9 protein-coding genes are annotated in these 13228 nt (G+C 44.6%); 8 read left to right on the top strand and 1 reads right to left on the bottom strand.

Going from position 1 to position 13228, the window contains the following annotated elements; translation table 11 throughout:
• The first annotated feature begins 509 nt into the window (after positions 1 to 509).
• From acs to C8D84_RS07365, 7 genes are all read left to right on the top strand, one after another.
• Positions 510 to 2471, top strand: a complete 1962-nt coding sequence (gene acs, locus C8D84_RS07335) for an acetate--CoA ligase (protein WP_109591135.1) — start codon at positions 510 to 512, stop codon at positions 2469 to 2471.
• Positions 2472 to 2701: 230 nt separating this feature from the next.
• A complete protein-coding gene (locus tag C8D84_RS07340) occupies positions 2702 to 3895 on the top strand; it encodes an NAD(P)/FAD-dependent oxidoreductase (RefSeq protein ID WP_109591137.1) in 1194 nt (397 codons plus the stop codon).
• Between the two features lie 79 nt (positions 3896 to 3974).
• On the top strand, positions 3975 to 4403 hold the full coding sequence (locus C8D84_RS07345) for an MgtC/SapB family protein (protein WP_109591139.1): 429 nt from the start codon (positions 3975 to 3977) through the stop codon (positions 4401 to 4403).
• A gap of 134 nt (positions 4404 to 4537) precedes the next feature.
• A complete protein-coding gene (locus C8D84_RS07350; RefSeq protein ID WP_109591141.1) occupies positions 4538 to 4789 on the top strand; it encodes a hypothetical protein in 252 nt (83 codons plus the stop codon).
• A 132-nt stretch (positions 4790 to 4921) separates the two neighbouring features.
• Complete coding sequence (locus C8D84_RS07355) at positions 4922 to 5158, top strand: hypothetical protein (protein WP_227675952.1); 237 nt, start codon at positions 4922 to 4924, stop codon at positions 5156 to 5158.
• A gap of 790 nt (positions 5159 to 5948) precedes the next feature.
• The gene (gene pgsA, locus C8D84_RS07360; protein ID WP_045443785.1) at positions 5949 to 6620 is read left to right on the top strand and encodes a CDP-diacylglycerol--glycerol-3-phosphate 3-phosphatidyltransferase; all 672 of its coding nucleotides are present in this window, start codon (positions 5949 to 5951) and stop codon (positions 6618 to 6620) included.
• Between the two features lie 485 nt (positions 6621 to 7105).
• Positions 7106 to 7879, top strand: coding sequence for a hypothetical protein (locus tag C8D84_RS07365; RefSeq protein ID WP_109591143.1), 774 nt, complete (start codon positions 7106 to 7108; stop codon positions 7877 to 7879).
• Positions 7880 to 7971: 92 nt separating this feature from the next.
• On the opposite strand, the gene C8D84_RS07370 is transcribed toward C8D84_RS07365, so the two are convergent.
• Entirely contained in the window at positions 7972 to 8466 is a 495-nt protein-coding gene (locus C8D84_RS07370) for a pyridoxamine 5'-phosphate oxidase family protein (protein WP_109591145.1), read from the bottom strand.
• 449 nt (positions 8467 to 8915) lie between these two features.
• Here C8D84_RS07370 and purL point away from each other — a divergent pair, with 449 nt between their 5' ends.
• The gene (gene purL, locus C8D84_RS07375; protein ID WP_109591147.1) at positions 8916 to 12926 is read left to right on the top strand and encodes a phosphoribosylformylglycinamidine synthase; all 4011 of its coding nucleotides are present in this window, start codon (positions 8916 to 8918) and stop codon (positions 12924 to 12926) included.
• The last annotated feature ends 302 nt before the right edge of the window (positions 12927 to 13228 follow it).

Below are 13228 nucleotides of genomic sequence, written 5' to 3' on the forward strand. Positions count from 1 at the left end.
TTAAAAACCAGCCACCAAATCCGTTATCGAATCAACAATAGAGTCGATTGCTTATCTTTATAGCAGCAGGTCAATAAGAGGGTTTGGTGAAGGGTGTATTTTGGCGTCGTATCTCGCGTGTAGCTATTGTCCATATTTCATACAAGGTTACAAGGGTTAAATGTCATATCATTATCTGATATCTGGACGGTGATGCCTTTATTTATACCAAAATAAAAGTTTATGCCAAAATCAAAACATGTTTTAAGTTAGTCAATACCAATACCAATACCAATAGCGAGTAGATGCAAAACCACACCTCGTCAATAAATTTTATCATGGGTGAGCAAGTATACCGCTATATAGGCATATTGTTATGAATGGCTTTTGATACCTTGCAACCGTTCTGCTTATTTGTCAAACTAACCATGAGTGTCACACATTATGGAAGATGACCCTTATCACCTGTACAGGCAGTCGTTTTCGACCGTTATGCGTGCAGGTCATAATAATTAAAAAGGACAAATACGATGACTCAAAAATCATTCCCCATTGCGGCCGAATTTATCGCTGCTGCCAATACTACCGCTGAACAATATCGCGAAGACTACGAAAAATCTATCGAATCACCTCAGGCTAATGATGCTTTTTGGGCGAAGCGTGCCGAGCTGATCGATTGGATAAAAAAACCGACCAAAATCAGCAATGTTAACTATGATTTGGATGATTTTCGCATAAAATGGTTTGAGGACGGCGAGTTGAATATCTCTGTCAACTGTCTTGACCGACATGTCAAAAAAAATCCTTACAAGCCTGCTATTATTTGGGAGGGTGATCACCCTTCACTGCACAAAATCATCTCCTTTAAAGAGCTGCATCAAGCGGTCTGTCGCTTGGGTAATTCCATGCGTAAGCTTGGGGTCAAAAAAGGCGATCGCGTGACCTTATATATGCCGATGATACCTGAAGCAATGATAGCGATGCTGGCATGTACACGTATTGGCGCTGTACATTCCGTGGTCTTTGGTGGCTTTTCTGCTGAGAGCTTGGGTAATCGCCTGGTAGACAGTCGCTCAAAAATCATCATTACGGCTGATGAAGGCTTACGTGGTAATAAGCATACGCCGCTCAAAGCCAATGTCGATCGGGCACTAGATATGGATGGCACTGATAGCGTGACCAACGTCATTGTCGTTCATCGTACGGGTAATTCTGTACCGATGAGTGGTCGCCGCGATGTTTGGTATCATAACTTGGTCGATGGCGAGTCAGAACATTGCGAGCCAGAAGTTATGAATGCCGAAGACCCGCTATTTTTGTTGTATACCTCTGGCTCTACTGGCAAACCTAAAGGTGTGCTGCATACCACGGGCGGCTATATCACCTATGCTCTCTCTACTTTTCGAGATGTGTTCGATATTAAAGACGATGACGTCTACTGGTGTACTGCGGACGTAGGCTGGATCACAGGTCATACCTATGCAACCTATGCACCGCTTGCCAATGGTACGACGACGGTGATGTTCGAGGGCGTACCAGAATACCCCACATGGGCACGCATCGGTCATATTATCGATAAGCACGATGTGACCATTCTGTACACTGCACCGACGGCGATTCGAGCGATGATGAAGGAGGGCGATGTCTTTGTGCGGGAGTCTGATCGTTCAAGTTTGCGATTACTCGGAACAGTCGGCGAGCCGATCAATCCCGAAGCATGGGACTGGTATTATCATGTCGTCGGCGGTGGCAAGTGTCCGATTGTAGATACTTGGTGGCAAACTGAGACAGGCGGCATCCTTATGGCACCGATACCAGGCACGGTCGCCCTCAAGCCGGGCGCAGCGATGAATCCTTTGTACGGTATCAAACCAGAGATTGTTGATAGTGACGGTACTATGCTAGAAGGCTCTGCTGAAGGAAACCTAGCAATTAACAGCAGTTGGCCGGGGCAAATGCGTACTATTTATAATGACCATGAGCGTTTTTTACAGACGTACTTTAGTGAGTATCCCGGTTATTATTTCACTGGTGATGGGGCGCAGCGTGACGAAGATGGACATTACTGGATCACGGGTCGCGTCGATGATGTGCTTAACGTCGCAGGGCATCGCCTGGGAACAGCAGAAATTGAGAGCGCCGTGGTCGCGCATCCTGCGACAGCGGAGGCCGCCATTGTCGGGATGCCGCACGAGATTCGCGGCATGGGCGTTTGTGCCTTTATCATTTTGAAATCGGGTGAAAAAGAGACAGAGGCGCTAAAGGCTGAGCTGAATCGACATGTTCGCGCTGAGATTGGTCCGATTGCCAATTTGGATGCTATTCATATCGTTGAAGCGTTACCCAAAACTCGCTCGGGCAAAATCATGCGCCGTATTTTACGTAACCTTGCGGCAGGACAATATGTTGGTTTGGGTGATTTGTCTACTCTTGCGGATAGCTCGGTGATTAATCAGCTGGTTGAGGTAGTCAAAGCTGCGCGAGGAGAGTAGGCTAAATTATCGATTAAAAGCACGTTCAGTAAATAGACGATTAGCGTTCAGAAAAGTCATGTTATGAAAACTAGCATGGCTTTTTTACGCAGACGATATTGATATCAACAAACTTTAAAGGTTCAATACTTTCTATAACCATCTTATCTAACGATAACCATACTGTCGAAAACATTCCTACTATTATCACTCCCTTTTTTATCAAACATTATATGAGGCCTGCTGTCATTATGACCAATCACTCTTTGCCCGCTGTCGTTACAGAATCACCAAAAATCGCTATCATTGGTGGTGGTTTGACGGGGCTGTTTACCGCTACATTATTAGAGCGCGCCTTTGCTCAGAACATAGCACAAGATAGTGCGCAAACACCCTTACCGCAAATTACTGTCTTTGAAAAGTCACGTAGCGTAGGGCGTTTAGCCACTCGATATCGTACTGATAGCCACACTGGCAAAAACTGGCAATGGGCATTTGGGGCACAGTTTTTTACGGCTAAGACGGCAAGTTTTAAGCAATTTATTACGCCTTGGTTAGAGACGGGATTGCTACAGCCATGGTGCGCGCAGGTGATCGATTTAACACCAGCGAATCATGATACTCAATCGCCTGATATCCAAGCGCCCGATATTCAGAGTAAGGAGCAATGGAACACCACGCAAGCCCGCTATATCAGTACGCCAAAAATGACCAGTTGGGGGCGTACACTGGCTGATGAGTTGCAGTACAGTACTATAAAATTTAAAACCCGCGTTGCGCCATTGGCTCAATATGACAGGTCTATAGCGGCACAAAACGATAAAAAAACTGAGCTATTTGACGAGACTGGTGCGAGTCTAGGGCACTTTGACTGGGTGATGTGTACCGCGCCAAATGGTCAGACCATAGAGTTAATGGCAGAGAGCGGCTTTGCTGAGCAAGCCAAGATTTCTAAGCCAAAAATGCTGGCGTGCTATACGCTGATGTTAGGATGGAATAATTTTGATACATTACCAAAAATGTTAAGCGCTCAAGCAGCGCCACGCTGGGATGTGGCTTATCTGGATGGCTCTATACTCGATAGAATATTTATCGAGCACCAAAAACCTGCTCGCGATGACCTGCTACCCAGTGTCACTATTCATGCGCGCAACGACTGGTCAGAGCAGCATGTCGATGACGATATGGAGACGATCAAAGCGCAGTTATTAACAGCTGCCAAGCAAGCATTGAATTGGAATGATGAGCATGCTCCTAGCCAAATAGATTGCCATCGTTGGCGCTATGCCGCCACTGTTTCTGATAGTGATAAAAAAGCATTAGGCATCTTGATAGACGAGTCTCATCAATGGATTGTCAGTGGTGATTGGTGCGGACAAGGCAATATCGAAAGTTGCTATCAAATGGCGCAACAAACGGTTGAAGCAATCAACAAAGCAAAGTGATGGCGAAAGTTTACTTAGCGACTGCGCTATCCGAAACTGGACTTTAAGGGTGTTTTCTTAATATGAAAAGGTGATAACGATGTTTGGATTCGATATAGATTTAGAGCTGATGGGCTATCATTTTTTCCAGTTGGGCATCGCCTTTATATTGTCATTACCGATTGCCCTTAATCGTGAGATGAAAGACAACGGCGCGGGGTTAAGGACGTTTCCACTGGTAACCATTGCGTCATGCGCGTTCATGTTGGTTGGTATGGATATTTATGATGCTACTGGTGAAGCGAGAATCATGTATGCCATCATCACAGGTATGGGATTTATCGGTGGTGGGGCGATTTTTAAAAATGAAAAAGGCTCAAAAGGTACTGCCACGGCAGCGAGCTTATGGAATACAGGTGCCATCGGTATTTCGGTGGCTTACGGTCGTTATGAGATTGCCATTATATTATCGGTCGTTGGCTTTTTGATTTTGCAATTTTCAGAGCCCTTTAAAGTTAAAAAATACTAAGCGATGGGTGCGACGGATTAACCTGCATGTACACTTAAATACTAAAGAGACTATAAATCAATACTATATAGATATTTCTATATCTATATGATATAGCAAGAAATCTATAAATTGTTGAAAATAGAGGATAGTTTATGAGTACCAGATTGAGAGGAAGTGGGCTGACTTGTGCCATGCTCGCACGAGGGGATAAGCAGGTTTTATGCGCGGTCAATAATGAGAGCGACGAGCAGGCGATGGCTAGTATCGATAGCACTGAATATGATTCGCTAAGGCACATTATTTCTTTTGAAAATGATAAATTCTCCTGTAAAGAAGGCGTTGAATGGCAATGCGCCATACCAGTAAAAAAAGTGGAACTTCTTTATGATGATCTAAATCTATAGCCGCTTATAACTGAAAATTTGTGTATTAATTTGTAATACTTTAATTGAAAATAAAGCTACCCAAATTGCTAATAAACAGTTATATTCGTATAACATAATATACAAAATAGTACGAAGTTAGAGGTGAATATAGTGCTTAGAGGAAGTGAGCTGACTCGTGTAATGCTTGAGCATGGCTGCCATGAGATATGGTGTGCGGTAGATGATAATAGTGATGAAGAAGCTATGTGTGATCAAGATTCAAACGATTTTACTGCCCAAATCGTGTCTTATCATAACAACAGATTCTATTGTACTGCTGGTACTGCGTGGCTATTCGCTGTGCCAATTAAGATAACGGCGATGACACTTAGTGATGTAAAGCTCTAAATACCTTTCTTTGTCTAATTAAGCCATCGCCGACTCATCATTTGTATTATAAAAGCCCACCTTATGGTGGGTTTTTCCTTATAAGCAATATGCCGCTTCTTAGATTAGTGATCAAACGATAAAGATTTTTGCAGATAGTCATACTTGTATATGACAAGAACCTTTAACTAAGCATGAATTACAGGCAAAAAAAGAGCCCACAGAGGAGGAACTGTGGGCCGAGGAAAACTGATCGTGTAAAGGAACTACAGAGGCAGTGGTTGTGACCTATTGTTATTATGAGTTTTTCTATATTAATTAATATTAGGGTGGTGGTGATTAATTCAATAACTGCATATATTTACTTACATATTTAAGTGTACAAGTGTTTTTATTAGAATCGCTATCATAGCGCAATTAGCAGCGGTTTGGCTATTTTGGTTACATGACATTACGTTTAGAGCTCATGAGAGAGAAAATTAACGTCGTATTGTATCTCCAGTAGATGAGTCTTTTGGCCTTGTCATATCTAACATTGATAAATGCGTAGCAGAGTTTTGTAGTTATATATGAAAGATTGATTAATTTTAATAGTCATTTCACTATAAAAATATTACTGCGTTAACCTCGCTTGAAGTATTAGCTATACATCTACACTCGGTTGCCTTGTGCTACTTTTAAATTCAACTGACTATTTTTAAATTCAACTGACTATATCGATAACTGAATAGCTAAAGAGATGGCATGACGACCTGCGTGAAAAATGCTAAGCTATCTACCATTAATATGTCTATATAAAACTGGGTTTGCCATGACTGAGAATACGCATTTGCATACGCAGGAGCCGCAAAATACCAAGAGTATTTTTAACTTGCCTAATAACCTTACTATCGCGCGGATTTTAATGATTCCGCTGTTTGTCGCGATTGCTTATTGGCCACCTGCTATGGGAATTGGCATGCCTGCTATCTCAGACAATGTGATTGCGCGGGTCGGCATGAGCGAATTTAGTGATAGCTTGTTACGCCATTTACTTTTGACTAGCGTTTTTATTATTGCAGCGATTACTGATTGGCTTGATGGATATTTTGCCCGTAAGCTTAATGTTATGTCAGCCTTCGGTCGTTTTTTAGACCCCGTCGCTGATAAGTTAATGGTGGCGGCGGCGCTTATTATCTTGGTGCAATGGCATCCCAATATTATTATGGCAATCGCCGCGATTGTGATTATCTCGCGTGAGATTGCGGTGTCAGCGCTACGTGAATGGATGGCAGAGCTGGGCAAAAGCACCAGTGTGGCGGTGTCGTATGTCGGCAAGCTAAAAACAACGTTTCAAATGGTTGCCATCACGGTGTTATTGCTCAATTGGGAATCGCTCGAAACGATCGGTTATGTGCTCATGGTTGCTGCTGTTATTTTGACGCTATGGTCGATGATGATTTATCTCAAAGCGGCTTGGCCGTACCTAAAGCAAAGCGGGTAAATATATAACGCAGATATGATCAATAAACAACATAGACAACAAAAAACGCCAGTGGCTAATGCGACTGGCGTTTTTTATGGTCTGTTTGAAATACGGTTGATGTTGCCTATTTGCCTTAGACATTGTTTGTATGGTTGATATATACTCGAAATTATTAGGGTCTGTTGAACATTCAAATATTAGGGCTGCTGATTGCTAAAATTGCACCAAACTAGGCGCAAACCGACGATAATGTCGAGACCTTAGCTAGGCTTGCAACAACGTTTGGGGTGATTTTAGCATCAGCCTTTCAGGGCAATACTCTTTTTTGCCAATATATGGCGAAATTGTTTAACCTAGAATGACTAGGCATCAAAAATTTCACTGCATATTGTCTAAAAAATAATGACTGCCAGTACCACATTTGAATGTTCAACAGACCCTGAACAAAATACAAGAAAATTGATCGAGTTATCATGAAACGGCCTTTAAATAAGGAAATAAGCATGACATTACATCAGACACAGTCGGGCGTTGCCGTATTATTGTTGGCATTATTAACGGGGTGTTCTTCTGGCTCAAACATGCAGGAAGAATCCACCTCAACCATTCAGCGAGAAAAATCTATTCAAACAGACGCTACTGCAGAACGTTCCACTCAGGACGCGGCAGAATCGGAGCGTTTGGGGACAAAGTGGGGCGATGACGTCGACTCAAAAGTGACGACTGTTGATCTGCGCCGTACGAGCAGTGAGCCTATCGAGCAGATGCAAGTCCGTTATGCTGATAAGTCTTATAATGGACGTGCGGTTAATAGCATGTCACTACTGGCGGGCAAGGTGGATTTTTCGATGGAAACAGATACGGGTGCACTATCCCTTTATCGAGACTCGGGCAATTACTACGTGCAAGGTCAAGCGGGTCAGGCCTACCGTTTGGTGTATCATAATAACAGCGACAACACTTATGAAATCGTCGCTAGTGTCGATGGAATCAATGTCCTCAATGGCAGCGCTGCCAGTCGTTATGACAGTGGATATGTGCTAAATCCAAATGATAATTTGGTGATTGAAGGTTTCCGTAAGAGCCAAAGCTCAGTAGCTTCGTTTATATTTAGCAAGCCAGAGAGTGCTTATGCCGCTAATACCAGCTCAGGCTCTATCAATAACACAGGTGTAATAGGTACAGTCATCTATGGCTTATATGATCCTACTAGACCTAAATCTAAGCAACCGCAAGCGTATCCAGCAGACAATGGTTATGCGAAACCACCGCAGTAATGCCTATCGATAGAAAATAGATAACGCATAAAGAAACGCCAGTCGCATTAGCCACTGGCGTTTTTAATTTTGCTATTTCTGGTTTAGATAACTTATAACGTTACTGAGTTATTTTCGCCCAGATTGGTCGCTTTTTTGCCGTCCATTACGGCAGCAGTAGTCATCTTAAACATATTGACGACCGAGCTACCACTGAGCCAATATTCAGCACCGTGTGGTACGACTTTAATCAGCTGTACATTTGGATCTTCTTTACCTTGCTCATAAAAAGCATTGTAGATCGGCGACCATAGCTCGTCTAATTTCTCATGGTCTTCAACCAGTTCCGCTTTACCATTAATTGAGACATAGTTTTTGGCATCTTGACTGACATAAGCCAAGTTTACTTGCGGATCTTTCTCAATGTCACTCACGGTTTCGGTACTCTTGTCACCGATGAACCAAATCTCTTTTGCACCGATGCTCGTCTCGCTCGTTGTCATTGGGCAGGCATGCAAATGGCCTTCGTGAGTGCGAGTTGTCATCATGGCAAACTTGATGTCTTTTACCAATTCTTGCACTTTATTGATATGGTCTTGTCTACTCATAGTAAATTTCCCTTTCTTTATTTTGATTGAATTGTAGTGATTAAATAGTTGATTGTTTATAGTAGTTTTTATTCAGGCTAAGTGTTTTCCAAGTATTGAAAACAAGATGAATTGAGAAAAACGATCATCGCCTTAACAACTGAAACTAGAATACCTAGTTGTGACCTTGTGTTTATATAGGTTGCCCGTAAGGCGATGTGAGGGTTTGTAAGGACTATAAGCTTTAGGTAAAAATTGTGACGACATCGCTGTTAAGTTTCTGTTGTGAAAGTAGCCTGTTGTAAAAGTAACAAGGGTTTCAACGATGGCAAAGATCTCACTATTATTGAATAGCAAGCATCAGCAATTTATCTTGGTTTTGACCTGCTTATTACAGGGCTTCTTGTTATAATACCCAGACCATTTACTTTGCATGGCAGAGATGCCTTGATCTTACGGATTATGCCTTTATGATGACCATCGCCGGACAACCGTTTCTTACCGATTTTCAGACGCAGCAACTCATCAGTCAGTTCCAGCAAAAAACCGAGCTAAATGTCAGCCAAATCCATACCCAGCAAGTGTATGTGTTATCACGAGAACTAGAAGGTGATGAGCATAAAAAAGCGCTAGACTTACTTGCTGTCGACAGTAGCACTGTCCTTGAAGCCCCAAAAAGCAATCAATTACAAGTCATCGTAGGTCCACGTTTTGGCACTATATCGCCATGGGCAAGTAAAGCGACCGATATTTTTAATAACTGTGAAATTGCGATCAATCGCGTCGAGCGTGTCGTTGTCTATACGCTGACCATCGATAGCAAGATCAGTGAAAAGCTGTCTACTGCCGCTGAGCAGGTGTTGTTTGACCGTATGACGCAGAGCTTGGTCTATGACTTGAGCGATGTCAGTAAATTGTTCGACGATCAAGCGCCAGCATCACTGAATCATATCGATGTTATTGGACAAGGTCGTACGGCACTAGAAGCAGCCAACACAGAGTTTGGTTTTGCGCTATCTGTCGAAGATATTGATTATTTGATCAATGCTTATGTCAATGAGTTGAAACGCAACCCAACGGACGTTGAGCTGATGATGTTTGCACAGGCAAACTCAGAGCATTGCCGTCATAAGATTTTTAACGCTGAATGGACAGTCGATGGCGAAGTACAGCCAAAGTCACTGTTCCAAATGATTAAGAACACTTATAAAGCCAATCCACAAGGTATCTTGTCAGCGTATAAAGACAATGCCGCGGTAATGGCAGGTTCTAACGGCATACGTTTTTATCCTATCCCGACTGACGCGATGGATGCCAATTCAATTCATCCTTATGGCTTTCATCAAGAAGAAATCGATATTTTAATGAAGGTCGAAACCCATAATCATCCAACCGCGATTGCCCCTTATTCGGGTGCGGCGACAGGTGCGGGCGGTGAGATTCGTGATGAAGGCGCGACTGGTCGTGGCGGTAAGCCAAAAGCAGGTCTAACAGGCTTTCATGTATCACACTTGCATATCCCAGAGCTCGCTGAAAAATGGGAGCAATCAGGTCAGTTGAGTACTCAGGATTACGGTACGCCAGATCGTATGGCAACCAGTCTTGAGATCATGACCGAAGCGCCTCTCGGTTCAGCCAACTTCTCAAATGAATTTGGTCGTCCAAATCTGTGTGGTTATTTCCGTAGCTTTCAGCTTGATACCTCAGCGGCAAAAGACGGCAGCGAGATGCGCGGCTATCATAAGCCAATCATGCTGGCAGGTGGTTACGGCAATATCAAGCGCAACCTCATTGAAAAAAACACCATTCAGCAAGGTGATTTATTAATCGTCCTTGGTGGCCCTGCGATGCAGATTGGTCTAGGCGGTGGTGCAGCATCTTCGGTTGATAGTGGTGACCTTGATGAAGGTTTGGATTTTGCTTCTGTGCAGCGTGATAACGCTGAGATGGAGCGTCGTTGCCAAGAAGTTTTAGATCGCTGCTGGGCACTAGCGGGTAGTGATGTCGATGTGAGTAATAATGGCAAAGACGGCAACCCTATCGTGTCATTGCATGATGTGGGCGCGGGCGGTATCTCTAATGCGATGCCAGAGCTGGTCAATGACCACGAGATGGGTGCGATACTAAATCTGCGTAAAGTTCCATCATTAGAAGCCGGCATGTCACCAATGGCCATCTGGTCAAACGAAGCGCAAGAGCGTTATGTCCTTGCGATTCACCCAGAAAGCGAAGCCCAATTCGATGCCATCTGCGCACGTGAGCGTTGCCCGTATGCTATCTTGGGAACAGCCACCGATGTCCGTCAGCTGGTCGTTGACGATACGTTATTGGATGAGCAGCCAGTTGATATGCCGATGCAAGTATTGCTCGGTGGCACGCCGAAGATGAAGCGTAGCTTTGAGCGTCATGACAGCAGCTTACCTGCATTAGAGCTTGGCGATGTCAATTTAGCTGAGTCTATCAAAGACGTGTTGCGTCATCCAACGGTCGCTAGCAAATCATTCTTGATCAGTATTGGTGACCGTTCTATCACGGGTATGGTCGTGCGTGATCAGTATGTGGGTCGCTATCAAGTGCCCGTATCTGATTGTGCAGTGACAGCGTCAGGCTTAGTGGCGTTAGATGGTCAGGTGATGAGCGGTGAAGCCATGAGTATCGGTGAGCGTACACCAGTTGCGCTAATCAGCCCACAAGCGTCAGCACGACTAGCCATTGGTGAAGCGATTACTAACATCGCTGGTGCGTGCATTGCTCAGTTGTCTGATATCACGATGTCAGCGAACTGGATGGCAGCATGTGGCGATGATGCGGAAGACGCAGCATTATTTGACGCGGTATATACAGTCGGTGAAGAGCTGTGCCCAGCATTGGGTATCGCTATTCCAGTCGGTAAAGACTCGCTATCGATGCGTGCTAACTGGACTGACAGTAGTGAAGCAGGTGAGGCGGATAAATCAGTCGTATCACCAATGAGTTTGGTGATTACTGCCTTTGCTCCTGTGGTTGATGTGGCAAAAACGCTAACCCCGGAGCTAATCAATGGCGACAGCGCGTTCTACCGTATTGATTTGTCTAAAGGCAAGCTGCGTCTAGGCGGTTCAATCCTTGCGCAAACGCTGAGCCAATTGGGTAACGATTGCCCAGATTTGGCACAGCCAAGCGACTTGGTCGATTTCTTTAACTTTATCCAAGCGGGTAACGCACAAGGCGTCATCAGCGCCTATCACGATATCGGTGATGGTGGTCTCTTGGCAACTATCGCTGAGATGCAGTTCACCAGCCGTCAAGGTATCAAGCTGTCATTGACGGATGATAACTTACTCGGTCAGCTGTTCAGTGAAGAGCTGGGTGCAGTCATCCAAGTATTACCAGAAAACGTCGCGGCTCTAATGCAATTGGCAGAAGAGTTTAACGTTGCTGATATGCTCAGCCTCGTGGGTCAAAGCTCGGAAGAAGACAGTCTGCTTATCCAAACGCCAACGCTCATGGGTGATGATACTCTTAGCTTTAGCCGTACCGAATTACAGCAAGCGTGGACTCAGGTCAGCTATCAAATCGCCCGTCGCCGTGATAACCCAGCCTGTGTACAGCAAGAGTATGACTTAATCGCTGATGCAAGCCATCAAGGCCTAATCGCTGCGCCGAACTTTGATTTGAATCAAAAAGTTGAAGAGCCGTACTTAAATAGTCGCGCTGATTCTGATAATAGCAAACCAAGAGTTGCTATCTTGCGTGAGCAAGGCGTCAACGGTCAGACAGAGATGGCAGCAGGCTTTACCCAAGCTGGCTTTGAAGCGGTCGATGTACACATGAGCGATCTACTCAGTGGTCGTATCAATCTACGTGACTTCGATGGCTTAGTCGCTTGTGGTGGCTTTAGTTATGGTGATGTATTGGGCGCAGGCTCTGGCTGGGCAAACTCTATCTTGTTCCATGACGAACTACGCATGCAGTTTGTCCGCTTCTTTGCCCGTCCTGAGACCTTCTCACTAGGTGTCTGTAACGGTTGTCAGATGATGGCTCAGTTAAAAGACCTCATCCCAGGTGCAGATAACTTCCCACGCTTCATCGCTAACGAGTCAGCTCGCTTTGAAGCGCGTACGGTCAATGTAAAAATCGAGCGTACCAAGTCTATCCTGTTCAAAGGCATGCAAGACAGCATCTTGCCTATCGCTGTGGCGCATGGTGAAGGCTATGCCACACTAGACAACACAGAGATTGACGGTATGGCCAAACACGGTCAGCTTGCGATGCGTTATGTCGATAGCCAAGGTCATCCAACTGAGACGTATCCGCTCAATCCAAACGGTTCGGTCGGCGGTGTCACGGGTCTGTGTAGCACTGATGGTCGTGTGACGATTATGATGCCACATCCTGAGCGTAACCTAAAAGCCTATAACCACAGCTGGAAACCAGAAGAGTGGGATGAAGACGGCGCGTGGATGCGTATGTTCCGTAACGCTCGTGCTTGGTTGCGCTAGTCGCAAACCTAGATGCTTGATTAGCTTCGTCAAACTTGCTGAGCCTACGACATGTAGTGCTTGCGCATGTTTTCCTCGCTACTCAAACCTCTAGCAATTGCTGATAGTTTTAGATAGCGGTTTTTTAAAATAAAAAGGTGGGCTCAAAGCTCACCTTTTTTGTGTTTGGGATTTGGGTGTTTTTAAGAGTAGGGGAGCTATTTCCCGCCTTACGCTTGTATCTGCCAGTCTGGGCGCGGCGCTGTCTACGGTTTGGATCGTCGCTTGCTTCGCGTCGACACCCCAAAACCTAGCCATCGCAA

It is taken from the genome of Psychrobacter immobilis, from assembly GCF_003148585.1.
Lineage (GTDB): Bacteria > Pseudomonadota > Gammaproteobacteria > Pseudomonadales > Moraxellaceae > Psychrobacter > Psychrobacter immobilis.

Excerpts from the sequence above, each read along its gene's own strand:
- acs (WP_109591135.1), top strand. The coding sequence starts at position 510 with ATGACTCAAAAATCATTCCCCATTGCGGCCGAATTTATCGCTGCTGCC.
- C8D84_RS07340 (WP_109591137.1), top strand. The coding sequence starts at position 2,702 with ATGACCAATCACTCTTTGCCCGCTGTCGTTACAGAATCACCAAAAATC.
- C8D84_RS07345 (WP_109591139.1), top strand. The coding sequence starts at position 3,975 with ATGTTTGGATTCGATATAGATTTAGAGCTGATGGGCTATCATTTTTTC.
- C8D84_RS07350 (WP_109591141.1), top strand. The coding sequence starts at position 4,538 with ATGAGTACCAGATTGAGAGGAAGTGGGCTGACTTGTGCCATGCTCGCA.
- pgsA (WP_045443785.1), top strand. The coding sequence starts at position 5,949 with ATGACTGAGAATACGCATTTGCATACGCAGGAGCCGCAAAATACCAAG.
- C8D84_RS07365 (WP_109591143.1), top strand. The coding sequence starts at position 7,106 with ATGACATTACATCAGACACAGTCGGGCGTTGCCGTATTATTGTTGGCA.
- C8D84_RS07370 (WP_109591145.1), bottom strand. The coding sequence starts at position 8,466 with ATGAGTAGACAAGACCATATCAATAAAGTGCAAGAATTGGTAAAAGAC.
- purL (WP_109591147.1), top strand. The coding sequence starts at position 8,916 with ATGATGACCATCGCCGGACAACCGTTTCTTACCGATTTTCAGACGCAG.